Source organism: Micromonospora sp. NPDC049374, assembly GCF_040677165.1.
In the GTDB taxonomy this organism is placed as follows: Bacteria; Actinomycetota; Actinomycetes; order Mycobacteriales; family Micromonosporaceae; genus Micromonospora.
The window spans coordinates 221,492-246,318 of record NZ_JBFAQH010000006.1; the positions used below are offsets into that span (position 1 = coordinate 221,492).

22 protein-coding genes are annotated in these 24,827 nt (G+C 71.4%); 14 read left to right on the forward strand and 8 right to left on the reverse strand.

All coding sequences use genetic code 11. The features are described 5' to 3' along the window. Positions 1-34: 34 nt before the first annotated feature. The 8 genes from AB0J93_RS13005 (at position 35) to AB0J93_RS13040 (ending at position 6,099) form a co-directional block, all read left to right on the forward strand. Positions 35-415: a hypothetical protein gene (locus AB0J93_RS13005; RefSeq protein WP_363921261.1), complete on the forward strand. Its 381-nt coding sequence runs from the start codon at positions 35-37 to the stop codon at positions 413-415. Positions 416-484: 69 nt separating this feature from the next. Then, positions 485-1,660: a hypothetical protein gene (locus AB0J93_RS13010; RefSeq protein ID WP_363921263.1), complete on the forward strand. Its 1,176-nt coding sequence runs from the start codon at positions 485-487 to the stop codon at positions 1,658-1,660. A gap of 72 nt (positions 1,661-1,732) precedes the next feature. Beyond that, positions 1,733-2,335 carry a DUF4178 domain-containing protein gene (locus tag AB0J93_RS13015; RefSeq protein WP_363921265.1) on the forward strand — a complete coding sequence of 201 codons (603 nt, stop codon included), beginning with the start codon at positions 1,733-1,735 and terminating at the stop codon, positions 2,333-2,335. Positions 2,336-2,466: 131 nt separating this feature from the next. Next, positions 2,467-3,291, forward strand: coding sequence for a hypothetical protein (locus tag AB0J93_RS13020; RefSeq protein ID WP_363921267.1), 825 nt, complete (start codon positions 2,467-2,469; stop codon positions 3,289-3,291). 155 nt (positions 3,292-3,446) lie between these two features. Next, on the forward strand, positions 3,447-4,151 hold the full coding sequence (locus AB0J93_RS13025; protein WP_363921269.1) for a hypothetical protein: 705 nt from the start codon (positions 3,447-3,449) through the stop codon (positions 4,149-4,151). Further along, on the forward strand, positions 4,151-4,966 hold the full coding sequence (locus tag AB0J93_RS13030) for an SDR family oxidoreductase (protein WP_363921271.1): 816 nt from the start codon (positions 4,151-4,153) through the stop codon (positions 4,964-4,966). The genes AB0J93_RS13025 and AB0J93_RS13030 overlap by 1 nt, the downstream gene beginning before the upstream one ends. A gap of 167 nt (positions 4,967-5,133) precedes the next feature. Beyond that, the gene (pyrE, locus tag AB0J93_RS13035; RefSeq protein ID WP_363921273.1) at positions 5,134-5,664 is read left to right on the forward strand and encodes an orotate phosphoribosyltransferase; all 531 of its coding nucleotides are present in this window, start codon (positions 5,134-5,136) and stop codon (positions 5,662-5,664) included. A gap of 57 nt (positions 5,665-5,721) precedes the next feature. Then, positions 5,722-6,099, forward strand: a complete 378-nt coding sequence (locus AB0J93_RS13040) for a metalloregulator ArsR/SmtB family transcription factor (protein WP_007454255.1) — start codon at positions 5,722-5,724, stop codon at positions 6,097-6,099. A 51-nt stretch (positions 6,100-6,150) separates the two neighbouring features. Here the strand turns inward: AB0J93_RS13040 and AB0J93_RS13045 are convergent, their stop codons facing one another. The 5 genes from AB0J93_RS13045 to AB0J93_RS13065 form a co-directional block, all read right to left on the reverse strand. Continuing rightward, entirely contained in the window at positions 6,151-7,086 is a 936-nt protein-coding gene (locus AB0J93_RS13045) for a DUF368 domain-containing protein (protein WP_363921275.1), read from the reverse strand. 96 nt (positions 7,087-7,182) lie between these two features. Next, positions 7,183-9,708: a polynucleotide kinase-phosphatase gene (locus AB0J93_RS13050; RefSeq protein ID WP_363921278.1), complete on the reverse strand. Its 2,526-nt coding sequence runs from the start codon at positions 9,706-9,708 to the stop codon at positions 7,183-7,185. Beyond that, positions 9,705-11,138 carry a 3' terminal RNA ribose 2'-O-methyltransferase Hen1 gene (locus tag AB0J93_RS13055; protein ID WP_363921280.1) on the reverse strand — a complete coding sequence of 478 codons (1,434 nt, stop codon included), beginning with the start codon at positions 11,136-11,138 and terminating at the stop codon, positions 9,705-9,707. The genes AB0J93_RS13050 and AB0J93_RS13055 overlap by 4 nt, the downstream gene beginning before the upstream one ends. Before the next feature lie 396 nt (positions 11,139-11,534). Then, positions 11,535-13,112, reverse strand: a complete 1,578-nt coding sequence (locus AB0J93_RS13060; RefSeq protein ID WP_363921282.1) for an LPXTG cell wall anchor domain-containing protein — start codon at positions 13,110-13,112, stop codon at positions 11,535-11,537. A 113-nt stretch (positions 13,113-13,225) separates the two neighbouring features. Further along, on the reverse strand, positions 13,226-13,438 hold the full coding sequence (locus tag AB0J93_RS13065; protein WP_093403775.1) for a hypothetical protein: 213 nt from the start codon (positions 13,436-13,438) through the stop codon (positions 13,226-13,228). A gap of 183 nt (positions 13,439-13,621) precedes the next feature. Between AB0J93_RS13065 and AB0J93_RS13070 the strand changes: the two genes are divergently transcribed. Then, positions 13,622-14,005, forward strand: coding sequence for a phage holin family protein (locus AB0J93_RS13070; RefSeq protein WP_363921285.1), 384 nt, complete (start codon positions 13,622-13,624; stop codon positions 14,003-14,005). A 224-nt stretch (positions 14,006-14,229) separates the two neighbouring features. After that, complete coding sequence (fbaA, locus tag AB0J93_RS13075) at positions 14,230-15,255, forward strand: class II fructose-bisphosphate aldolase (RefSeq protein ID WP_363921287.1); 1,026 nt, start codon at positions 14,230-14,232, stop codon at positions 15,253-15,255. 105 nt (positions 15,256-15,360) lie between these two features. Here the strand turns inward: fbaA and AB0J93_RS13080 are convergent, their stop codons facing one another. Continuing rightward, a complete protein-coding gene (locus tag AB0J93_RS13080; protein WP_363921289.1) occupies positions 15,361-16,608 on the reverse strand; it encodes a hypothetical protein in 1,248 nt (415 codons plus the stop codon). A gap of 252 nt (positions 16,609-16,860) precedes the next feature. Here AB0J93_RS13080 and AB0J93_RS13085 point away from each other — a divergent pair, with 252 nt between their 5' ends. Further along, a complete protein-coding gene (locus AB0J93_RS13085; RefSeq protein WP_093403779.1) occupies positions 16,861-17,289 on the forward strand; it encodes a DUF3151 domain-containing protein in 429 nt (142 codons plus the stop codon). 57 nt (positions 17,290-17,346) lie between these two features. Here AB0J93_RS13085 and AB0J93_RS13090 read toward each other — a convergent pair whose 3' ends face one another. Both AB0J93_RS13090 and AB0J93_RS13095 read right to left on the reverse strand, forming a co-directional pair. Then, on the reverse strand, positions 17,347-19,404 hold the full coding sequence (locus tag AB0J93_RS13090) for a chromosome partitioning protein (protein ID WP_363921292.1): 2,058 nt from the start codon (positions 19,402-19,404) through the stop codon (positions 17,347-17,349). 76 nt (positions 19,405-19,480) lie between these two features. After that, entirely contained in the window at positions 19,481-20,476 is a 996-nt protein-coding gene (locus tag AB0J93_RS13095) for a hypothetical protein (RefSeq protein ID WP_363921294.1), read from the reverse strand. Positions 20,477-20,601: 125 nt separating this feature from the next. On the opposite strand from AB0J93_RS13095, the gene AB0J93_RS13100 reads away from it, so the two are divergent. From AB0J93_RS13100 to purD, 3 genes are all read left to right on the forward strand, one after another. After that, positions 20,602-21,891 carry an adenylosuccinate synthase gene (locus tag AB0J93_RS13100; protein ID WP_363921296.1) on the forward strand — a complete coding sequence of 430 codons (1,290 nt, stop codon included), beginning with the start codon at positions 20,602-20,604 and terminating at the stop codon, positions 21,889-21,891. 233 nt (positions 21,892-22,124) lie between these two features. After that, positions 22,125-23,036 carry a type IV toxin-antitoxin system AbiEi family antitoxin domain-containing protein gene (locus tag AB0J93_RS13105; protein ID WP_363921548.1) on the forward strand — a complete coding sequence of 304 codons (912 nt, stop codon included), beginning with the start codon at positions 22,125-22,127 and terminating at the stop codon, positions 23,034-23,036. An 84-nt stretch (positions 23,037-23,120) separates the two neighbouring features. Next, on the forward strand, positions 23,121-24,371 hold the full coding sequence (gene purD, locus AB0J93_RS13110; protein ID WP_363921298.1) for a phosphoribosylamine--glycine ligase: 1,251 nt from the start codon (positions 23,121-23,123) through the stop codon (positions 24,369-24,371). Positions 24,372-24,827 lie beyond the last annotated feature (456 nt).

Below are 24,827 nucleotides of genomic sequence, written 5' to 3' on the forward strand. Positions count from 1 at the left end.
AGCGGAGGCGGGCTCCCGGGGCGAGGATGGAGACATGTTCGGGATGCGGCGCAAGAAGGAGTCGGAGTTGGCGAGGGCCGTCGCGGAACTCGGTCACGCCAGCACGTTGGCGTTCGGCGGGGTCGGGATCGCGGGCACCCTGCTGCCCGAGACCGCGGCGTACCAACGCGTCGCGGCGGCCGTGACCGACCACCCGGAGGAGGTACGCGACCTGCTCGACCGGTTGCTTGCCGGCGGTGCCCCCGCTGGTCGGGTCTACGCCGCCACGCTGCTGGAGCGGCTCGACCCGGCGGCAGGACGGGCGGCCTGGACGACGCTGCGCGGTGATGAGGCCGAACTGAGCACCATGACCGGCTGCGTGATGGGAAGCACCACCGTCGGGGAGTACGCCGCCGAGCGACTCGACGCAGCATGATCCGTACGCCGATCGGGTCCACCCGAACGGCGCTGCCGGGGCTTGCGGCCGGTCCGTACCGTCCGCGGTATGACCGCGACCGCCGACGCACCGGCAGCCGTGCCCCCGCCCCGTCCGCCGCGTCCCGGCACCGTCACCGTGGCCTTCTGGCTGCAACTCGGCACCGTGCTGATCCTGCTCGGCCTGGTCGCCCTGCTGGTGATCGAGGCGGTCCAGTGGGATGCCGCGATCGACCGCGCCGTGCGGCTGGTGCCCGACGCGGACCCGGACGAGGTACGCGCGGAGCGCTGGAACGGCGTCATGATGGCGGCGGTGCTCGGTGTGCCCGCGCTGCTGCTGGCGCTCTGGCTGGGTCTGACCGCGCCCCGGGTACGGGCGGGCAGCAACACCGCCCGGACGATGGTCTTCGTGGCCGGTGGCGTGCAGCTGCTGCTCTGCATCGTCCAGGGATGTCTCGGCGCGTTCCTGATTCCGTTCGGTCTGGCGTTCGCGGTGTCCGGCGCGCCCTACGTCGACGAGCCGTACGTCGACGAGTCGTACCCGGACGACGTGCCGCCGCCGGGCGAGGATTTCTGGCAGGAGTCGGACTTCGCCGAGGCGCTCTACAGCCAGCCGAGCCCGTTCGACATCCTCTTCCCGCTGGCGGGCCTCGGCGTGCTGCTGGTGTTCCTGCTCACGGCAGCGGTGGTGCTGCTGCTGGCGCTGCCGCCGGCCCACCGCTGGTCCGTGCCCCGCTCCGGGCCGGCAGCAGCCTGGCCGCCCGCCCGGGGCGACATCCCGAACGCCCACCTCGTCGGCTATCCCGTGCCGATGGGCTACCCCGCCTATCCCGTGCCGCCCGGTGGTCCCGTGCCGCCGGGCGCCTATCCGACGATCCCCGGCTACCCGGTGCCGCCTGGATACCCGCCGCTGCCCGGACATCCGCCAGTCGGTGCCGCCCCGCCGGTGTCCGGCCACCCGATACCGCCCGGGTATCCGCCTGGTTATCCGCCGCCGCCCGGGTATCCGGTGCTGCCCGGGTATGGGGTGCCCGGTGCGGGGTATGCGGTGCCCGGGTATCCCGGGCCCGGTGGCGTGGGCGGCCCGGATCCGGCCGGGTATCCCCCGCACCAGGCGGCCTCGCCGACCGTCCCGGAGACGCCGCCGGCACCGCCTGCTCCACCCGCATCCGACGGACCGGCTTCTCCCGGCGAGGGTGAGCAGAACGGTGTCGGCTCCGGCGGACCGGATCAGGCGGACCGGTAGCCGGTTGGCGGAAGGCGGCACCTGCCCGGATCATGGTCGACGTCTCCGCTGAACTGTTCGGGAGGTGACCGGGTGGACGGGACGACGGCGTACCTGGCGGCCGGTTGCCTGGTCGGGCTGGTCGTCGCCGGGTTCGCGCTGCGCTGGTGGCGCGGCCGGTCGGCAGCGGCACGTCGGCAGCAGCGGCGGTACGACGGCGGGCAGCGACGTGACCCGCGGCGGATCGAGGTCGGGGACATCGTCGAGATCGGCGACGCCACCTATTCCGTGCAGGGCTCGATTCGCCTGGTGGAAGGCGAGTGGAGGTGGGCCGAGCACCTCCTCGACGAGCATGGCGAGCATGGCGACCGGTGCCGGCTCTCGGTGGCGGAGAGTCCCGCATTCGAGCTGGTGCTGTGGGAGTCGGTGCCGCGCGACCCCACCGTCACGCCGGGCGCGCCGGTGGTGGAGTCCGGTGGTCGGCGCTACAGCTGGCACGAGTCCGGTCAGGCCCGGTACACCGCTTCCGGGGTCACCGAACTGACGCCGAGCGGCACCATGCGCTACCACGACTACCGCGCCCCGGGCGGGGCGCGGCTCACCTTCGAGGCGTACGGGGAGGCGGGCTGGGAGATGGCCCGTGGCGAACGGCTGGACAGTGACAGCGTGACCGTCCACCCGCAGCACGGGTCCTGAGCCGGAAACCAGCCCGTCCGATCGATCCCGGTCGACCCGGGCGGCCGGTGACGCGCCCACCTCTCGGCGTCGCACCGTGCCGGAATGGCCTGTTGCCGATACGGTGAAGCGCGTTCCAGGAAGGGAGAAAGATGGTCGATCCTCAAAACACCCCGGCCCGGTCGCGGCCGGGCGTGGTGACGATATCCACCTACCTGCTGTTGCTGTTCGCGATCTGCCAGCTGATCAGCGTGATCATCTCGCTGGCCACCATCGGCACCGTCCGCGAGGTGATGGAGGACGCCTACCGCGACTCCACCGTCGAAGGGGCGCAGAACGTCGCCGACATCACCGTCGTGATCGGCGTCGGCACCGCCATCTTCCTGCTGGTGGTGGCGTTCGCGCTGTTCGGCCTGGGGCTGATGAACCTGCGCGGCAAGAACGGCTCCCGGATCGCCACCTGGATCGTCGGTGGCATCCTCTTCTGCTGCACCGGATTTAGTCTGCTCAGCGGGTTCGCCGGCAACTTCAGCGCGCCCGGCGAGACCAGCGGCGACATGCCCAGCGGTGAGGAGATCCAGCGTCGGCTGGAGGAGGCGCTGCCGAGCTGGGCCACGCCGGTCAGCATCCTGCTCGGAGTGATCAGCCTGATCTCGCTGCTGACGGCGCTGATCCTGCTGGCACTGCCGAAGGCCAACGAGTTCTTCCGCAAGCCGACCCAGCAGTGGGAGCCGCCCACGCCCGGCGGTGCCTACCCGAGCCAGCCCGGCTACCCGCCGGCCCCCGGCTACCCGGGCACCACGCCGGCCGAGCCGGGTTACCCGGGCACCCCGCAGCAGCCGACCGAGCCCGGCTATCCGGCTACCGGCGGCCAGCCACCGGCCGGCGACCAGGGCAGCCAGCCGGGCGGGCAGACCCCGCCGTCCGGTGGCCCGGAGCAGCCCGGTACCCAGCCGCCCACCGATCGTCCCGGCTGACCTTCGTTGAGTTGGCGGGGGTGTCGACGCACCTGGCCAGCCGCTGTCTGAACTCGGCCTCGGCTCTCCCCAGGACTTCGACACACGCATAAGGCACGACCGCGACGGTCCCTCCGAGTAGGTTGCTTTCCGAACGCCTACCGGAGGGACTCGTCGTGTCGTACCCCGATCAGGCACCGGCCCGTCGACCGGCCGCGGTCGTGCTGGCCGTGGCGACGCTTGTGGTGATGGCGCTCGGCGCGCTCGTGTTCGCGGTGATCGGGCTCGCGTCGGTCAGCGGCACGGTGGACCGGTTCCGCGCGACGGCCGACGCCGGTGCCGACCCCGGTCAGGTCGACGCGGTGGTGGCTCTGTTGCGGGCCTCGGTCGTGGTGTCGGCGGTGCTGAGCATCCTCGCCGGTCTGCTCCTCGTCGGCCTGGCGCTGGGGCTGGCCGCCCGTCGGCCGGCGGCCCGGGTGGCGACCTGGGTGGTCGCCGGGCTGGGCATGTGCTGCGGGTGTGGTGGGATCGCCGCGCTGATCGTGCAGCGCGCGACGCCTCTTGAATTCGGTGACGACCGGGCGACCGCCGAGTTGCTCGCCCTGGTGCCGGATGCCCACCCGTCCTGGTGGATTCCGCTCACCGCCACCCTTTCGATCGCCCAGGTGCTCGGTTACCTTGTGGTAGCCGTGCTGCTGGCACTGCCTGCGGCCAACGCCTGGTTCCGGCGTCGGCCGGCATCCCAGCGACAGGCGTTCCCCTACCAGCCACCCACCCCACCGTTCGGACAGCCACCGGCGGCGCCGCCGTACCAGCCGCCGCCGTACCAGCCCTACCCGCCGCCCGGGGCGCCGACGTCGCCCCCGTACCCCCCGAGGTGATGACGCCCGTGACGCCCGACCGGACGACCGAACGATGGGCGTTGATCACCGGGGCGACCGCGGGTATCGGAGCGGCGTTCGCCAGCCGGCTCGCCTCCGACGGATGGCACCTGGTGCTGGTCGCCCGTGACGCGACCCGGATGGCGGCCCAGGCCGCCGAGTTGACCGGGCGGCACGGCGTGGAGACCGAGACCATCACCGCGGATCTGTCCACCGACGACGGTTGTGCCGCGGTCGAACGACGGCTGACCGACGGGCCGCCCGTGGAGCTTCTGGTCAACAACGCCGGCATCAGTCTGAACAAGCCCTTCCTCCGGTCGTCCGTCCAGGACGAGACCCGACTGCTCCGGTTGAACGTGCACGCGGTGCTGCGGCTGACCCTCGCCGCGCTGGCCACAATGACCGAGCGTCGCAGCGGGGCAGTGATTAATGTCTCTTCCGTTGCGGGTTTCGGTGCGGTAATGCCCGGGTCCACGTACTCGGCCAGCAAGGCATGGGTCACCAACTTCAGTGAGTCCGTCGGGCAGTCCGCCCGCCCCTTCGGCGTACGCGTGATGGCGCTCTGCCCGGGCTACACCCGCACCGAGTTCCACCAGCGAGCCGGCATCGACATGTCGAAAACCCCCGAATGGATGTGGCTCGAAGCCACCGATGTGGTCGACGAGGCCCTGCGTGACCTGCGCAAAGGCAAGTTGGTAAGCGTCCCGTCGTGGAAGTACAAGCTGGCCGTGGCGGGGCTGCGGCACGCTCCGCGTCGGCTGCTCGACGTGGTCTCCCGGGACACCCGTGGGCGCATCGGCCGCGACCGCCACTGACCGGCGGCCGAGTGGCCCCGCCGTCGGGCGGGGACGATGACATCACTCGATCCGCCGCCATGATCGACGTAGCGTAACCGGACATCGCCACTCATCGGTCCCCCGGAGGGTTGACCAGGGTGGCCCGCACACGCGACACACAGACTTGCGCAGTACCCTCTATCGCCATGGGGGACCACGACGACCTGCGTAAATTCATCTCCGACCTGGCTGTGGTCCATGGCCGGGTGGTGCTCTCCTCCGGGCGGGAGGCCGACTGGTATGTAGATCTGCGTCGCGTCACGCTGCATCACCGGGCGGCACCGTTGGTGGGACGGGTGATGCGGGAGCTGACCGCCGACTGGTCGTACGACGCGGTGGGCGGTCTGACCTTGGGGGCCGACCCGATCGCCTTCGCGATGCTGCACGCTGCCGGGCGTCCATTGGACGCGTTCGTGGTTCGCAAGGCGGGCAAGGCGCACGGGCTGCAACGTCGGATCGAAGGGCCCGATGTGGCGGGTCGCCGGGTGCTGGCGGTGGAGGACACGTCCACCACCGGGGGAAGTGTGTTGACCGCCGTCGAGGCCCTTCGCGAGGCCGGGGCCGAGGTCGTGGGGGTGGCGGTTATCGTTGATCGTGGTGCCGGCGACGCGGTGCGAGCCGCCGGATTGCCCTATCGGGCGGCCTATACGTTGGCTGACCTCGGCCTTGTGGCGTAAAAGTCTGCCGATTCGGATCTGCTGATATGCAGGCGGATCGATGCTGCTGGTGGAAGGATGGAATACGTGGGAACTGCGTTGGCCGAAATGACTATGCCTCAGATCTCGCCGCTTGCCGGCGAGCCGATCGAACGCGCCGACGCCGAGCGGCTGGCGGGGGTCCTCAAGGCCCTCGCCGACCCTGCTCGGCTGCGGCTGCTCAGCCTGATCCAGTCGGCACCCGAGGGTGAAGCGTGCGTGTGTGACCTCACCGCGCCGCTCGGCCTCTCCCAGCCGACGGTCAGTCACCACCTCCGAATCCTCACCGAGGCCGGCTTGCTGGAGCGGGAGAAGCGCGGTGTGTGGGCCTACTACCGGTTGGTCCCGAGCGCGATCGCCACGATCGCCGACCTGCTGACCCCGCCGCGTAAGCGGGCTACCAAAAAGGCTCGCTGAACCGGAACCGCTTGGTGGCGGCCCAGCCGGGCAGCCACCAAGCGGTGGTTGTCAGCGGACGTGCGGCGTCTCGTACGTCTCCTCGGTCAGGTCCCGGGCGGCCCGGCGCAGCCGGCGACGCTCGGCGATGATCATTGCCGTGACGACGGCGACGCCGATCAGGAACAGCGCCACGATGGACGGAATGTGGTCGCCCGGCGCGTGCAGGGCGCGGTCCTCGGACTGCCACGGCCACAGCGCGCGCAGGCTGCCCAGGATGACGCCGGCCATCACCGCCAGGGTCATCCGGCGGTGCTGTTCAAGCAGCCACTGGAGCAGCTTGACGAAGAGCGCCAGGCCGATGACCATGCCCGTGGCGAAGACCGCCAGGTAGCCGAAGTCGCGGTCGTTGACGGCGCTGATGGTCGGCTCGTACAGGCCGACGGTCAGCAGCAGGAACGACCCGGAGACCCCGGGCAGCACCAGGGCGCAGACCGCGACCGCCGCCGCGACCAGCACGACCAGCGGGTGCGGCTCGATGGTGGCCTGAGGCAACCCGGTCAGCACGAACGCCGCGACCCCGGCGACGACCAGAGCGAACACCTCCAGCCCTCGCCACGGCTTGCCGACCATCGAGATCGGCACCAGCACCGAGGCGAGGACCAGCCCGAGGAAGAGGCCCCTGGTCTGCTCCGGATGGTCGGCCAGCAGCGGTTCGAGCAGCTTCGCCGCGATCAGCAGGCCGGGCAGCATGCCGATCAGCAGCGGGATCACCACCTCCCAGTGCACCTGCCGTAGCTGGTGGCCCGCCCGCGTCCATCCGCGCCCGCGCGGGACGTCGGTCACCGCGTACCGCACCGTGTTCACCAGATGCCCGGCGGACGCGATGACCCGCTCGTAGACGCCGGTCACCAGCGCGATCGTCCCGCCGCTGACGCCTGGCACGGCCTCGGCCACGCCGATGGCCGCGCCGCGCAGGACATGGCCTACCCGTTCGCCAAATGCCATGAAGATTCCGTTCCGTGAATCGCTCGATCACTGGCCCGTGTGGCGTCCGCCACGGTCAATCAGGCTACCGGGGTCCCCGTGACCCGCCCGGCCAGGTCACAGCCGCGGGTCCACCGGCTCCGATTCGCAGGCCAGGATCGCGAAGACCAACTCGTGGCGACGCCACAACGGAGCACCGTCGACCAGGGCGTCCAGGGCGGCCAGGCCGAGCGCGTGCTCGCGCAGCGCCAGGCCCCGCTTGCGGCCCAGGGACCGACGTCGCAGCACGGCGAGTTGCCCCGCTTCGGTGTACTCGGGACCGTAGATGATCCGCAGGTACTCCCGCCCCCGGCACTTGATTCCCGGCTGGAGCAGCGTGCCACGCCCGCTGCGGGCGGCCGGGCCCGCGTACGGCTTGACGACCATGCCCTCGCCGCCGGCCCCGGTCAGCGCGAGCCACCAGTCGGTCGCCTCCCGCACCGCATCGCTGTCGGACAGTTCGACGACTTGACGCCGGGTCGGCGTGAAGAAATCCGGGTCGACCGCGCAGAGCCGGTCGGCCAACGCCAGATGCCAGCCATGGTCGCGGTCGCGGTAACTGGCCTTCGCCCCGGCGAGCACCGCGAAGGGCGCGAGCCGCACCCCGCGCAGCCCGTCGGTCGGTCCCACGTACGCCCGGTACGCAGCCGTGTAGGCCGAGACGTCGTCGCGGCGACGGGCCGTCCGGTCCCGTAGCTCGGCCACGTCCAGTCCGCGACCGAGCGCCGCGTCCAGCATCGCCACTGCCACCGGCAGGCCGGCCCGGCCAGCCGCGCCCACCCCCGCGTACTGCCCGCGGATCAGGCCGGCGGCCTTGGCCGACCACGGCAGCAGCTCGCAGTCGAGCAGCAGCCAGTCGGTCGCCAGCTCGTCCCAGAGCCCGGCGTTGGTCACCGCTGCGCGTACCCGGTTTAGCAGTTCGGTGCCCAGCGGGTCATCGAAGAACGGCCGACCCGTGCGGGTGTACACGACCCCGCCACCCGGCCCGAACGGGCCACCGTCCGGCTCCCGGCAGACCAGCACCACGGCCCGGGAACCCATGTGCTTCTCCTGGCAGATCACCCGGTCCACGCCCGCCGCCCGGTAGTCGGCGAACGCCTCCGCCGGATGCTCCAGGTAGCCGTCCAACTGGGACGTCGAGCAGGGCGCCATGGTCGGCGGCAGCCACACCAGCAGGCGCGGGTCGACCGCGAAGCGGCTCATCACCTCCAACGCGGCGGCGGCGTTCTCCGCCGGCACGGTGAGCGAACCGTACGCGTGCTCCACGTGCCGCCGACCGGTCACGTCGGTCAGTTCCAGCACCTCGTCGGGCCGGGCCGGCGCGGCGGTCAGCGGCCGGACCGGTGCGTACCACTCGCGTTCCGCCGGCACCGCGACCAGTTCCCGCTCGGGGTAGCGCAGCGCAGTCAGTCGACCGCCGAAGACGCAGCCGGTGTCGATGCAGATGGTGTTGTTGACCCACTCCGGCTCCGGGGTGGGGGTGTGACCGTAGACGACCATGGCCGAACCGCGGTACTCCCGGGCCCACGGGTAGCGCACCGGCAGGCCGTACTCGTCGGTCTCACCGGTGGTCTCGCCGTACAACGCGAATGCGCGTACCCGCCCTGACGCCCGGCCCTGGTACTCCTCCTTGAGTCCGGCGTGCGCCACCACCAGCCGGCCGCCGTCGAGCACGTAGTGGCTGACCAGTCCGTCGACGAAAGTGGCCACCTCGGCGGTGAACTGGGCCGGCTCCGCGTCCAGTTGCGCCAGTGTCTCGGCCAGACCGTGGGCCACCTTCACGTTGCGACCGCGCAGCTTGCGCAGCAGCTTCTGCTCGTGGTTGCCGGGCACGCAGAGCGCGTGCCCGGCGGTGACCATGCCCATCACCAGGCGGAGCACCCCGGGTGAGTCCGGGCCGCGGTCAACCAGGTCGCCGACGAACACGGCGGTACGCCCCGACGGATGCGACGCGTCCACCGCCCGGCCCGCGTCGTCGCGGTGCAGCCGCCAGCCCAACCGGGTCAACAGCGCCTCAAGCTCGGCCCGGCAACCGTGCACGTCACCGACGATGTCGAACGGGCCGGTCAGCTCGCGCCGGTCGTTGAACAGCCGCTCGTAGCGGATCTCGGCGGCCTCGATCTCGTCGATGCCACGCAGCACGTGCACCTTGCGGAAGCCCTCCCGGGCCAACTGGCCGTAGCTGCGCCGCAGGTCCCGGGACATCCGGGTCAGCACCTGCCGGCCGAAGGTGCGGTCGGACCGCGCCTCGGTCCGCTCCCAGGCCAGCGCCTCCGGCACGTCCAGCACGATCGCTACCGGCAGCACGTCGTGTTCGCGGGCCACCCGGACCAGGGCGGCTCGGGCGTGTGGCTGGAGGTTGGTCGCGTCGACCACGGTGAGCCGACCACCGCGCAGCCGCTTGCCCGCCACGTAGTGCAGCGCGTCGAAGGCCTCCGCCGAGGCGGACTGGTCGTTCTCGTCGTCGGCGACCATCGCCCGGAAGGCGTCGGAGGAAAGGACCTGGCTCGGTGCGAAGTGCCGGCCGGCGAAGGTCGACTTGCCGGAGCCGGAGATCCCGACCAGCGCCACCAGGGCCAGCTCGGGAAGTTCGAGGACGGTCATCGGGCTGCCTCCGCACGGGTGAACACGGCCATCTGGGTAGGTGCTCCGACCTCCGGATCGTCCGCGCCGAGGCCGTGCACCACGGCCGAGTAGCCGTACGCGGCACCCACCCGCCGTACCCATTCGGCGAACTCGGCGCGGGTCCACTCGAACCGGTGGTCGGCGTGCCGGAACGTGCCTGCGGGCAACCCCTCGTAGCGCACGTTGTGCTCCACGTTGGGCGTGGTGACCACGACCGTCGTCGGTCGGGCGTAGCCGAAGACGGCGTCCTCCAACGCCGGCAGCCGGGCCGGGTCGACGTGCTCGATGACCTCCATCAGCACCGCCGCGTCGTACCCGCGCAGCCGCTCGTCGCGGTAGGTAAGCGCGGTCTGCTGAAGCGTGACGCGGGTGCGCTGACGTTCGGGCAGCCGGTCCAGTCGCAGTCGCCGGGCGGCCAGGGCGAGGGCCTGGGTGGAGACGTCGGTGCCGACGATCTCGGTGAACCGGCGGTCACCGATCAGCGTGGCCAACAGCGCGCCCGCGCCGCAACCCAGGTCCAGCACCCGGTGGGCGCCCGCGTCGACAAGCGCGGCGTGCACCGCCTGCCGGCGAAGGGCGGCCAGCGACGCCCGGGGCGCTGACCCGGCCGGTACCGCGTCCTCCAGCTCGTCGTCGGCGGTCGGCTCGTCGGTGGGCCGCTGGGCGTCCAGCCGCTCCATCGCCTGACCCGCCAACGCCCGCCGGTGCGCCAGGTAGCGGCGGATGATCAGCCCGCGTTCGGGATGGTCGGCCAGCCAACCCGCGCCGGCCCGCAGCAACTTGTCCACCTCGTCCGGTGCCACCCAGTAGTGCTTCGCGTCGTCCAGCACGGGCAGCAGCACGTACAGGTGGTTGAGCGCGTCGGCGACCCGCAGCGTGCCGGTGAGGGTCAGGTCCACGTAGCGGCTGTCGCCCCACTGCGGGTGCAGTTCGTCGAGCGGGATGGCGGTGGCGCTGACCGTCCAGCCGAGCGGACCGAACAGCCGCTCGGCCACATCGGCCCCACCACGGCAGCGCAGCACCGGCACCCGCACCTCCAGCGGGATGCCGCTGGCCGCCAGCTCGGGGCGTTCCTTGGACGCACCTCGCAGCGCCGAGCGGAACACCTTCGACAGCGCCGAGGCGAGCAGGCTGGACGCGGCGTACGGCCGGTCGTTGACGTACCGCCCGAGGGTGAAACTCTCCGGGGTCGTGGCCGATTTCCGGCCGCGCCCCCGGGCGGCGGCAAGCTTCAACGGATCGACGTCGAGCAGGAGGGCGGCGGTGCAGCGCTGCCCGTCGGCCTCCGGGTAGAACACGTGCGCGGTGCCGACGGGCACGTCGAAGGCGTGCACCCGGTCGGGGTGCTTGATCAGCAGGTGACCGAGGTCCGTCGCCGGCTGGTGCGTGGTGGTGAGGGTGAGCAGCACCCGCCCATGGTGTCAGCTCTCTCGATCTTGTGCGGTCCTGTTTTTCGGTGGTTGCGGTGGGGTCTTCGGTGGTTGCGGTGGGGTTTGCGGGGCAGCCCCACCCGCTCCGGGCGGTCAGGCTTGATCCCTGCGCGGGTGGGGCTGCCCCGCAAACCCGTCGGGGTCCGGCTTCCAGCGGCAGTGCCGGCTTTCAGCGGCGGCGAGGGTTGGTGGGGTGGGCTGGGCGGCGGGTGCGGGGATGGTGGCAAACGTGGGAGGTGGCCGGGGTGGAGACAGCGGGGACGTGAATGGTGGCGGGGTGGAGACAGCGGGACGTGAATGTGGCGGGGTGGAAAGGGGGGTGCCCCGCCGAGGTGGTCGGCGGGGCACCGGTGGTGCTGTCGTTTCCGTGCGGGGTTATGCGGTGAAGTGGGTACGGCGGCGGCGGGCCAGCACGAAGCCGGCCACACCGGCGGCGAGCAGCACGCCGCCGACGCCCGCGATAAGCGCGGTGTTGGCGCCGGTGATCGGCAGTTCGCCGCCGTCACCGCCGCCGTCGCCGCCTTGGCCGCCGCTCGGGTTGACGACGAGCTTGGCCACATCGTTGGCCGGCTTCAGGTCGGCGTAGAAGCCACCGTCGCACTGGCAGGCGACGTTGACCTTGACCTCGCCGGTGGCGTTCGGCACGACCTTGTCGATCCGGAGCCCGAACGCCATGGTCTCCGCGTCACCGGCCTTGATGAACCAGCTGGTGTAGCAGCGGTACAGGCGGGCACCCGGCTCGCCCGGCTCGCCCCACTCGTTCTCGCCACGCACCGGGGAGCAGTTGTCGGGCACCTTGACCGCGCTGGTGCCGTTCGGAATTTCGACCTGCATGTTGGTGACCGAGGATCCGGAACGGCCGTAGTCCAGGGTGGCCGGGCCGTTGTTGCGGAAGCCGACGGTGGCGACGACCTCGTCGCCCTTCGCACCGGAGACCTCGTCACCGACCGCTTCAAGGTCGGTGCTGTTCTTGCCGGTGACCGTCACCCCGAGGCTCGACCAGTTGTTGTCCGGCTGGGTGTCCGCCTGGAAGGTACGCGCTGAGATGCTCGGGCCGGCCTCGTCCAGCAGCAGTTCGCCGCCGGTGCCCGGCTTGCCGATGGTGGCACCGCGGCTCTTCACGTACGCCTCGTAGTCCTCGAACTCGGCCGGAGTCAGCCACAGGATCTCGCCATAGTCGAAGCCCGGCGCGAACGCGTCCTTGGCGATCCGGTACGCCAGGGTGGCGACGTAGCTGGTACGCGGCTCCAGCGAGCGGTCGAAGTGGCAGGTACGCAGCCAACCCTCGTCGTAGGTGCAGTTGGCGTACTGCTTGTCGGCCTGGATTCCATAGTCGTTGTAGAAGACGGCGACGGCACCCTTGGCGACCGTCTCTCCCGGGTTCCCGACCCGCAGCGGCACGGTGAACGCCGAGCCCGGCTTGCCGGAGTGCTCCGTCTCCGGACCGGCGGCCAGATCGACGCCCTCGCCGATCCGCACCCGCGCCTCGTGGGTCACGGCCGCGTAGCCGGTGGCGCTGAGGCTCACCTTGACGGTGCCCTCGTCGCCGTCCTTCGCGTCCTTGGTCGGCGCGAGGACCACCGAGTAGAGGCCACCGAAGCCGCCCTCGTACAGCTCGACCTCGAACGGGTCGGTGCAGACCAGGACGTTCGGCTCGGGCGTCGAGCAGTAGCTGGAGTCGCTTTCTGACGTCACGGTGGCCTTGCCCGCGAGGTCGGTGAAGTCGTAGCGCACGGTGAGGTCGTGTACCACCACCGTGGAGGAAGCGAACAGGATCGGGCTGTCGATCTTGCCGGGCGAGCCGGCGGCGATGGTGGTGTCGCCGAAGTAGACGCCCAGCGAGACCTCGGACTCATCGGCCGAGGCGGGAGTGGCAGGGGTGGCGACGGCGGCGATCAGCGCGCCGGCCACGCCCAACCCGGCCAGCCGGCGCCGGGTGGAGTGGGTGAGCATGAAGGGGGGTCCTCCCGTGAAGGGTGCAGGCGAAGCCCCCGGATGCTAAGGAATCTCTAAGGTTCCCGCTGTCCGTGTCGACCGCCCCGGACAAAGTCCGACCGAAAGGTTGATCAGCGGTAGTCGTCCTCGTCGGCACCGACCACGCGGGCCTGCTCCATGGCGTCCCAGTCGTCGACCTCCAAGCCGCGATGCGGTTCGACATCGACCTGGCTCGGGTCGACCACGGCGGCCTGCTCGACGGCGTCGGCCGGCTCGGCCTCCAGGTCGCGCTCCTCCGGGCTGAGGTGGTCGCCGGGGGCGAAGTCCTCGTCGGGCTGGCCCATTCGATGCCTCCGGGTGTCGGCGGGCGGGTACCCACCCACCGTACGGGGTGTGCCGCCGGCACGCTGGGAACCACCGAGCCGCCGGGCCGTGCGCCCGCGTCGGGCCGCCGAGGGTACGCCGTCGCCGCAGCCGAGTCGGCCGATCGCCCCACCGGCGACTGTCGCCGGTGCCAGGATGGGACCGTGGGCTTCCTCATCCGACTGGCGGCGACCGCCATCGCACTGTGGATCACCACGCTGATCGTGCCCGGGGTCGAGGTGACCGGGCGCACCGGTTACGAAACGGCGTTCACCCTGCTTGTCGTGGCGCTGATCTTCGGCCTGGTCAACGCGGTGCTCAAGCCGGTCATCAAGGTGGTGGGCTGCGTCTTCTACCTACTGACCCTCGGCCTGTTCGCCCTGGTGGTCAACGCCCTGTTGTTCCTGCTGACCGACCGGATCGCCCGGGCGCTCGATCTGCCGTTCCAGGTTGACGGCTTCTGGGCGGCCTTCTGGGGAGCCATCGTGATGGCGGTGGTCACCTGGCTGATCAGCGTCGCGGTACCGGATCCAGCGGACCGGCGGTGAACCGGCCCGGTTGTGCCGGTCCGGTGCCGCTACGGGATACTTCCCGCGGAGGACAGCGCGGTCCGGCGCAGCACGGTAGAACAGGCGGCCGCACGGCCGGCCCCCAAGGTGGAACAGGCGGCCGCACGGCCGGCCCCCACAGGTAGAACAGGCGGCCGCACGGCCGGGCCCCTACGGAGAACAGCGGCCGTACGGCCGACAGCGGCAAGTAAGGAGCGTTCGACATGCCCATCGCTTCCCCCGAGGCTTACGCCGAGATGCTGGACCGCGCCAAGGCCGGCCGGTACGCGTACCCGGCGATCAACGTGACGTCCTCGCAGACGCTGAATGCGGCGCTCAAGGGCTTCGCCGACGCGGAGAGCGACGGCATCATCCAGGTCTCCACCGGTGGTGCTGAGTACCTTTCCGGCCCCTCGGTCAAGGACATGGTCACCGGTGCGGTGGCGTTCGCCGCGTACGCGCACGAGGTGGCCAAGAAGTACCCGGTCAACATCGCCCTGCACACCGACCACTGCCCGAAGGACAAGCTGGACAAGTTCGTCCGGCCGCTGATGGCCATCTCCCAGGAGCGGGTCAAGCGGGGCGAGGAGCCGCTGTACCAGTCGCACATGTGGGACGGTTCGGCCGTGCCGGTGGCGGAGAACCTGGAGATCGCGGCCCAGCTGCTCGACGAGGCGGCCAAGGGCAAGATCGTCCTGGAGATCGAGGTCGGCGTCGTCGGCGGCGAGGAGGACGGCGTCGAGAACGCCATCAACGACAAGCTCTACACCACCGTCGAGGACGGCCTGGCCATGGTCGAGGCCCTCGGCCTGGGCGAGAAGGGCCGCTACATGGCGGCGCTGACCTTCGGCAACGTGCACGGCGTCTACAAGCCGGGCAACGTCAAGCTCCGCCCGGAGATCCTCAACCAGATCCAGGAGGCGGTCGGCGCCAAGTACGGCAAGGAGAAGCCGCTCAGCCTGGTCTTCCACGGCGGCTCCGGCTCGCTGCTCTCCGAGATCCGCGAAGCGCTCGACTACGGCGTGGTGAAGATGAACATCGACACCGACACCCAGTACGCCTTCACCCGTCCGGCGGCGGACCACATGCTCCGCAACTACGACGGCGTACTGAAGGTCGACGGCGAGGTCGGCAACAAGAAGATGTACGACCCGCGGGTGTGGGGCAAGGCCGCCGAGGCGGGCATGGCCACCCGGGTGGCGGAGGCCTGCGAGCACCTGCGCTCCACCGGCACCACGATGACCAAGTGACGAACTGACGTCGTCCGGACGGCGGCTGGCCCCGACCCGGGGCCGGCCGCCGTGCCGTTACACCCGCCTCCGCTCAAGCTTGCTTCCTTGACCGGATGCCCTGTCTCACCTCGTCAGCAGGCGGGCGGCCTCGTGGACGTCGTCGGTCAGGTGCACGGTGTTCGAGAGGTCACCGAAGGGGGAGGCGGCCAGCAGCGGGCGCAGCAGCGACTCCACCGGCAGTTCCGTCGTCCAGTAAGCGCGGTCCAGGAAGACGTACGCGCCGCTGGCTCCGTCGGTGCCGTAGTAGGTCTTGGTGGCTGCCTGGAAGACCTCCTGTACGGTCCCGGCCCGGCCGGGGGCGAAGACGATGCCACCCCGGGCCAGCCGCAGGATGGTGTCCTCCCGGATGGCGTTTGAGAAGTACTTGGCGATCCGGCCCGCGAACAGGTTCGCCGGTTCGTGCCCGTACAGCCAGGTCGGCACGGCGAGTCCGCCGCAGCCCGCCCAGTCCAGATCACCGGTGCTCAGCGCGGCCGAGTCCGCCCGATAGGCGGTCACCGGCTCGGTGCCGTTCACCGGCGGCGTGACCGACCGGCCGAAGAGTTCCCGTACCCGCAGCGCCGCCGCCGTGTAGCGGTCGTGATCGGTGTAGTCCGGCGCGGTGGCGAGCAGGTCGATGGCTGCGGTGAGGTCCTCCGCCGGCCGGGTCGACAGGTACGCACCCAGGTTGGCGGCCTCCATCACGCCCGGCCCACCACCGGTGACCACCAGCCGGTGTGCCCGCGCGAGTTCCCGGCCGAGCACCGCGGCCATCCGGTACGGCTCACTGCCGCGGCGGACCGCGTGCCCGCCCATCACCCCGACCACCGACTGCGGCCCGTGGGTGGTCAGCCAGGCACGGGTGGCGTCGGCGAGCGCGTTGTCCACCCCGTGGTCGTGCAGGCGCTGGCCGAGCGCCTCCCGGACATCGGGTAACGCGCCACCGTGCGCGCGGAAGTGCGCGTACACCCGGGTGTCGTACATCGCCGCGAAGCCGCCCTCGGCGAAGCCGGCGGCGAGTTCCTCCGGCGTGTAGAGGTGGGACGGCTGGGTCGGGTACGGCAGCCCGGAGAACGGCGGCACCACGTTGGCACCCCGCCGGACCAGGTCGGCGCCGACCTGCCGGGAGGCGAAACGGCAGCCGACGAAGAGCGTGCCGGCCACCTCGACCCCGGTGAGGTCGGGGACCGGCTCCAGGTCCAGTCGGAGCCCCTGCACGGTGAGTCCGACCAGGCTGCCGGTGGCCAGTCGCCGGTCGAACTCCGCCCGGGTCTGGATCTCGTCTGTCCAGGTGTGCGGCTCGATGACGTCCGCGGGAGGTGGAGTCGGCATCGGGCCATCCTGCCGGGCCGGCGCAACGCCGTGGACGCGGCCCCGGGACGGCCCCGGTCGTGAGACGGGAGCCCGGCGGCCTGGCCGGGCTCCCGCACTTCCGGTTCCTGGGGAGGCTCCGGATCCATAGTTGTAGTGGATACGGCCCGACGGCGGCATGGGCCGCAGGCGTGACCGACCTCTCGGCCGTTCAGCCGACCGGCTCGCCGGACCCCCTCGCGGGCCGCCGTGCGAAGCGGGTTGAATGGGGCGATGCAGAACCTCCTACCTGAGCCGCCCGCCACGCTCCTGCCCGCGCACGTCGAGGCCGACTCCGCGCTGGCCGCAGCCGAGCAGGCCGGCAGCGACGAGGCGTTCGCCGAGGTGGCGGCCCGGTACCCGACGCACAGCGCGGCGTGGGCGGCGCTCGCCGCCCGGGCGTTCGCGCAGGGCCAGGTCGTGCCGGCGTACGCGTACGCCCGTACCGGCTACCACCGGGGTCTGGACCAGCTGCGACGCAGCGGGTGGAAGGGGCACGGGCCGGTGCCGTGGTCGCACGAGCCGAACCGTGGCTTCCTGCGCTGTCTCTACGTGCTGTCCCGGGCGGCGGACGCGATCGCCGAGGCGGACGAGGCGGCCCGCTGCGCCCAGTTCCTCCGCGACTGCGATCCGGCCGCCGCCGACGCGCTGGCCAGCAACTGACCGGTACGTCTCGCCGGCCCGGGGTACACCCGGGTCGGCGGCGCGTCGACAGGTGGCCTACAGGCCCTCGGCCACCGAAGCGGCGATCTTGAGCCAGGCGTCCCGGGTGGCCGTCGAGAGGTGCGCGTAACGCAGCGGCTCGCCGGTGTCGATGAGCCGCTCGTACGGGGCCAGCAGCACCGCCCGGGTGCGGGCGGCGAAGTGCTCCTGGATCGCGGGCAGGTCGATCTCCTTGCGGGACGGCGGCATGGAGACCACGGTGACCGCCTGCCGGACCAGCCGTTGCCGTCCGCTCTGCTCCAGGTGGTCGAGCATCCGGGCGGCTGTCTCCGCGGAGTCGTTACGAGCGGACATGGTGACCACCAGTTGGTCGGTGGCGTCCATGGCGGCCTGCCAGTTCTGCGCCCGGACGTTGTTGCCGGTGTCCACGAAGATCAACTTGTAGAACCGGCTGACCACCTCGCGGATCTCGCCGAACGCGGCGGCGGTGAGCATCTCGCCGCCGGTGGCCGACTCGTCGGAGGCGAGCACGTCGAACATCCCCTCGCCCTGTGAGCGGACGTACTGGGACAGGTCACCGACCCGTCCCTGCGCGCCGTGGAACTGGCCGAGATCCCGTAGCAGGTCCCGCACCGTACGCGAATGGAAGTCCTGCTGGGCGCGCATCCCGAGGGTGCCCTGGGTCTCGTTGTTGTCCCAGGCCAGCACATATCCACCGCGATTCTGACCGAAGGTCATCGCGAGCAGCAGGATGGCGACGGTCTTGCCGGCGCCGCCCTTCGGGTTGACCACGGTGACCTGCCGCAGCCCACCGAAGTTGCGGCGCACCATCTCGATGTCCCGCTTGCGTTCCACCTCGTGCCGCCCGGGTGGGAGCTTCACCAGGCCCGTCTTGTTGACCACGGCGCGGAGCCCGGTCGTCGCGACCGGGTCGGCGGGACGCACCTGCCGACGGCGGGCGAAGTCCTCGGCGGTGGGCGCGGCACCGACCTCCGGGTTCCAGGCCGGCTCCGGGTACGCCGACGGCACCCGTGCCGCGGTGTTCGTCTGCGGGTAGGGCTGCGGCGGTGCCGGCGGCACCATCGGCGGCGTTCCGCCCTGCTGCCAGGGCGCGGGATTCCAGGCCGGCTGCGGTGGGAACGGACCGGGTGGCGCCGGCGCGTACGACGGCTGGACGGGTGGGGCAGGCGGCTCGGGCTGCGGTGGAGCGCCGGGCCCGGCGTCCGCCGGTTGCGGACCGGAGGGCGGTGCCCCGGCATCGGCTGGCACGGGCGGCAGGGGAGCACCGGGTTGCGGCACCGGGGCGCTGCCGTGCTGGGACGTCGGCGGCGCGACGAAGGGGTACGGACCGGGTTGCTGGGGCGTCGGCGGCAGCGGCTGCGGAATAGGTGGTAGCGGCTGGGCCGGCCCAGCCCAGGTGGGACGGGGCGCGTCGGCCGAGGTCTCGGCGGACGCGACCGGCTCGGATCCGGAACGCTGCGGTGGATGTGCCCACGGCGATTCCGTCTGCGGTCGGGCCACCGGCTCCGTCTGCGGTCGGTCCACCGGCGGAGCCGCATCGTCGTCGGCGCGGGTGTCGGCCACGGTCACCGCGTCGTCCGACGGATCCGGTGGACCCGATTCGATCGGCCCACCGTCGCGGGTAGGTGCGACGGCGGTGGGTCGGTCCAGGGTGAAGGGCAGGTCCAGGTCGACCTGACCGGGCCCGGGTTGAGGTGCCGGCTCCCAGCCGGTGGCGGTCGGCGCGCCGTTGGTCAACGACGGATAGTCCGCGGGTGACGGAGGTGCACCGGGTACGTGCGTCGGCCGTCCGGGCGCGTGCTGCGGCCCTGCCGAGGTGGGCGGAAAGGTCGGTCCCGCGACCGGGGGCGGGTAGGCCGGTCCCGCGACCGTGGGCGGATCGGTTGGCTGCGCGACCGGATGCCGGTCGGTCGGTTGCGCGTGCGACGGCTGCCCGGGTGGGGGCGGCACGGTGGGCGGCACCGGTGGCGGGGCACCCCACGTGGGCGCGCCGAAGCCGTCGATCTGCTCCGGTGGCCAGAGTGGTTCGATGTCCCGTTCCGGCATGCCATGCTGACCGGGCACGTGCACCCGGTCGGCGTTGTCGTCCACCACGGTGTCCTCCCCATTCCTCCTGACGAGGATAGGCCCAGCGGCCGACCCCGGCCTCCGCTGCGCCGGCCGGGTCAGGTCAGGCCGTCCAGACCGCCCAGGCACCCGGCTCGGTCCACCAGGACCGCTTGCGCGTCAGCTTCCCCGCCACGCCGTCGTCCAGGTACGGCAGCGCCGCCTCGTCCCGAGGCAGCACCGACGTGGCCCGGCCCCGGGCCCGCCGGACCTCCAGGCGTACCCGGCGGCGACCCAACCGCGACCGGGTGACCACCGGGACGGCCACCGCCACCTCGACCAGGCCGTCGGTCGGGTCGGGCCCGGCCAGCAGCGCCACGTCGTCGAGCCGGGCGTACCCGCCCGCGTTGCCGATCGCGCAGGCGAGCAGCGGTTCGTCGCCGTTGGACAGCACGGTGTCGTCCACCTCGACCCGGCCGCGCCAGGGCAGCGGGGTGCCGTCCTCACCGGCCGCGCCGAGCAGTGCGCCGTCAAGCGTCACCGAGCCGCCGTCGTGGCGCAGCAGGTCGAGCCGGCGTGGTGTGCCGTCCAGCACCGCGGCGGCCACCGCCACCGGGTCGCGGGCCAACCCGAGCTGCGCGGCGAGGTCGCGGTGCGTCGTGCTCCGGGCCGGATCGAGCGGCAGTACGCCGACCGGTGGCAGGTCCGGCACGGTCCGGTTGCCGGCCAGGTCGGTCGGGCGGCGACTGGGCGGCGGCGCGTACCGCCGGACCATGCGGCGGAGCACGGCGCGCAACTGTGCGTCACCGGCCACGGCGACCACGAGCCGGGTCTTGGCATCGGGGTCCGGCCAGGTGAGGCCGTCCGGTCGCGGCGGCCCGTCCAGCCGGGCCAGCACCTCGTCGATCTCCGCGTCCGAGCGGGCGGTCACCGTCTCGACCCGGGCACCCCGGGCGGTCAAGGCATCGGAGCAGGTCAGCACCGGTACGCGCGGCGTCTCGCAGCGTTCCTCGCGATCCTTGGCGGCGTCCGTACCACCACAGCAGGCTTCGCCGCTGCCACACCTGGCTCCCGGAGCATCCCGCTCCGAGCCGAGGGTGAGCAGCACCACGTCGTACACGGGTAGCTCCTCCTGCTGTTCCCGACGCGACCCCTGCCGGTCGTGCCGTCACTACTTGTTAACCTGACACCCCGGGCTCGCTGACCGGTCGCCATCTGGCACCCGAGCCTTCTGGAGGCGAGAAGATGCCAGCGATCGTGCTCCTCGGCGCTCAGTGGGGCGACGAGGGCAAGGGCAAGGTTACCGACCAGCTGGGTGAGCGGGTCGACTACGTCGTCCGCTTCTCCGGCGGCAACAACGCCGGTCACACGGTGATCACCCCGGACGGGCAGAAGTACGCCCTGCACCTGATGCCGTCGGGTGCGCTCTCCCCGAACGCCGTGATCGTCATCGGCAACGGTGTGGTGGTCGATCCGAAGGTGCTGCTCAGCGAGATCGACGGCCTGGCCGAGCGGGGGGTGGACGTGTCCCGGCTGCGGATCTCCGGCGACGCGCACCTGATCATGCCGCACCACCGGGCACTGGATCGGGTGGTGGAGCGATACCTGGGCAGCTCGCGGATCGGCACCACCGGACGGGGCATCGGTCCCGCGTACGGCGACAAGGTGGCCCGGATGGGCATCCGGGTGCAGGACCTGCTCGACCCGGGCATCCTGCGCAAGAAGCTGGAACTCGCGCTGCGCGAGAAGAACCAGGTGCTGTTCAAGGTCTACAACCGCAAGGCGATCGACGTCGACGCCACCATCGAGGAATACCTCGAGTACGCCGAGCGGCTCCGGCCGTACATCGCGGAAACCCGGGCGATGCTCTGGGACGCGTTGGACCGTGGCGACACGGTGCTGCTGGAGGGTGCCCAGGCCACCATGCTCGACATGGACCACGGCACCTACCCCTTCGTCACCTCGTCGAACCCGACGGCCGGCGGGGCGTGCGTGGGTACCGGCATCCCGCCGACCGCGATCACGAAGGTGATCGCGGTGAGCAAGGCCTACACCACGCGGGTCGGTTCCGGACCGTTCCCCACCGAGCTGTTCGACGACAACGGTCAGCACCTGCGCAAGGTCGGCCACGAGTACGGCACCACCACCGGCCGGGAGCGCCGCTGCGGCTGGTTCGACGCGGTCGTCGCCCGGTACGCCTGCCGCCTCAACGGCGTCACCGATCTGGTGATCACCAAGCTGGACGTGCTCACCGGGCTGCCCACCGTCCCGATCTGCGTCGGCTACGAGATCAACGGCAAGCGGGTCGACGACATGCCGATGACCCAGACCGACTTCCACCACGCCGTCCCGATCTACGAAGAGCACGACGGCTGGTGGGAGGACATTACCAAAGCGAGGACCGAGGACGACCTCCCCGAGAACGCCAAACGCTACATCGCCCGCATCGAGCAACTCTGCGGAACCCGCGTCAGCGTCGTAGGCGTAGGCCCCGGCCGCGAAGAAAACGTAACCCGCCACCCCCTCCTCCCCTAAACCCCCACCCCCACCCCCACCCCGCCCCACCCCACCCCCACCCCCTCTCACCTCCGCGTTGATCATGGAGTTGTTGCCACCAGTGCGGCGTGTCCAAGGCAATAACTTCATGATCAACACGTCGGATGGTCGAGTTATCCACAGGGCGGGGGTGGGTTTTCCACAGGGGGTTTAGTCGATCTCCATCGCCCGGGACAGTCAGCCGGGTGGATGCGTTGACGGTGGTCCGACGGGTGGCGGCCACACAGGATTCAGTGATCACGTTGGCCCAGGCGCGTGCCGCCGGTCTGACCGTGCACGAGGTGCATCGTCTATGCCGCGCGGGTCGGTGGCGCGTAGTGGCCAGGGGTGTCTACCTGGTGGATGCTGAGCTGCACGATGGAGTGCCACGCCGGGCGCGGATCAGGGCGGCGGTCGCGTCATGTGGCCCCAATGCCGCCGCAGTGCTGGCGACGGCCGCCGAGTTGTACGAGATCGCAGGCGTCCGCAGATCGGAAGAAATCCATGTTTCGGTTCCGGGTGTCGCCGCGAGACCGACGAGACCGACCGACCCTCGGGTGACGCTGCACCAGCTTGCGATCAAGTCGACCGAACTCGTTGCGGTCGCCGGGATCGCTGCCACAAAACCGGTACGCACGGTCGCCGACCTCATCCTGAGGCTGACCCGCTATCCGGCGGTGTGCCTCGTCGACTCGGCGCTCAATCGGAGGTTGATCAGAGACGAGGACCTGCCAGACATTCATCGCCTCATCCGGGGGCGGCGCGGGGCGGTGGCGGCCCGTGGCTACCTTGCCGAGGCGGATTGCCGGGCACAGTCTCCGCTGGAGACGCGTACCCGATTACGGTGCGTCGACGGAAAGGTCCCGCCCGACGTCCTTCAACTGGAGGTGCGAGATCACGACGGCTATCTGCTTGGCATCGGTGACCTGGGTTGGCGGCGGCATCGGATCCTCGCGGAAGCTGACGGGAAGGGGTCGCACAGCGGCCCCAACCCTGTCTTCGCCGACCGCCGTAGGCAGAACCGACTGCTCAACGCAGGCTGGGCCGTTCTTCGTTTCACCTGGGCCGACACACTCCACGCCGACTACATCCCCTGGACCGTGCGCCAAGCCATGCAGGTAGCCGCCCCTCGTGACCGATCATGAAGTTGTTGCCCGACTAACGGCGTGTCGGAAGCAATAACTTCATGATCAACGGGATTGGCGGTGGGGTCGGTAGGATGACTCGGCGTGCGGGTTCTTCTTCTTGGTGGCGGTGGGCGGGAGCATGCGCTCGCGCTGAGGTTGGCCGATGATCCGTCCGTCGAGGCGCTGTTCGCGGCGCCCGGTAATCCGGGGATCGCGGCGGTGGCGGAGTTGCGGGCCGTCGATCCGGTCGATCCGGTGGCGGTGGCGGGGCTCGCCGTCGAGGTGGGCGCGGACCTGGTCGTGATCGGGCCGGAGGCGCCACTGGTCGCCGGGGTGGCCGACGCGGTTCGGGCCAAGGGCATCGCGGTCTTCGGGCCGTCGGCCGAGGCGGCCCGGTTGGAGGGCTCCAAGACCTTCGCCAAGGAGGTGATGACCGCCGCCGGTGTCCCCACCGCACGCGCGTACACCTGCTCCGACGAGGCGAGCACGGCCGCCGCGCTGGACAGGTTCGACCCACCGTACGTCGTCAAGAACGACGGGCTCGCCGCCGGTAAGGGCGTGGTGGTCACCGACGACCGCGCCGCGGCCGAGGCGCACGCGCGTGAGTGCGGCCGGGTGGTGATCGAGGAGTACCTCGCCGGTCCCGAGGTGTCGCTGTTCGTGGTCACCGACGGCGAGACCGCGGTGCCGCTGCTGCCGGCACAGGATTTCAAGCGGGTCGGTGACGGCGACAGCGGCCCGAACACCGGCGGCATGGGGGCGTACGCGCCGTTGCCGTGGGCGCCGGCCGATCTGGTGGACGAGGTCATGCGGGACGTGGTGCACCCGACGCTGGCCGAGCTGCGCCACCGGGGCACGCCCTTCTCCGGACTGCTCTACGTCGGGTTGGCGATCACCGCCGACGGCCCCCGGGTGATCGAGTTCAACGCCCGCTTCGGTGACCCCGAGACCCAGGTGGTGCTCGCGCTGCTGGAGACGCCGCTGGGTGGGCTGCTGCACGCCGCCGCCACCGGCTCGCTGGCCGACCATCCGCCGCTGCGCTGGCGTACCGGCGCCGCGGTGACGGTGGTGGTCGCCGCCGAGGGTTATCCGGCGGGGCCGCGCACCGGCGACGTGATCACCGGCGGCGAACAGCCCGGCGTGATCCACGCGGGCACCGCCCGCCGGGCCGCCGACGGCGCCCTGCTCTCCGCCGGTGGCCGGGTCCTCTGTGGTACGGCCACCGGCCCGGACCTGGCCGCCGCCCGGGACGCGGCCTACCAGGTGGTACGCGGCGTCACGCTGTCCGGCTCGCATTACCGCCGGGACATCGCCGCCGCCGCGGTCGACGGACGGATCTCCCTTCCGGTCTGACGCGCCACCGATCGCGACGCCGAACACCCCCTGGCCACCCTGCAACAGGTCGACCACCTCTACCCGACCGACGCCGCCGAGTTGCGGGCCGCCGGGAACGCCCGGAGCCCGGTGGCCGGACCACCGGAACGCACGGGGCGTGGCAGGGCTGCGGTTCGGTCTCCGTGCGTACGCCGGTTCCTGGTCCTTTTGGTGCTGCTTCACCACCAATCGACCCGGTGGCCGTGCTGTGCGCCATAGGGGGCGCATGCCGACATTGACTTGTATGCCTCTCGGGGCGACCGGCCCGCCCTGGTCGTTGTTACTGTCTGCCCAGGTCGAGAAGGGACACTGCCGGTGTGTCTTCTCGGTGCTGACGGTGCTCGTCCCCGCGCTGTCGTGAGGCGTCCCGCCCGTCGGTGAGAACCGACGGGCGACACTGCAACTCGACGCACCGGTGGTGGCGTTTCTTACCGG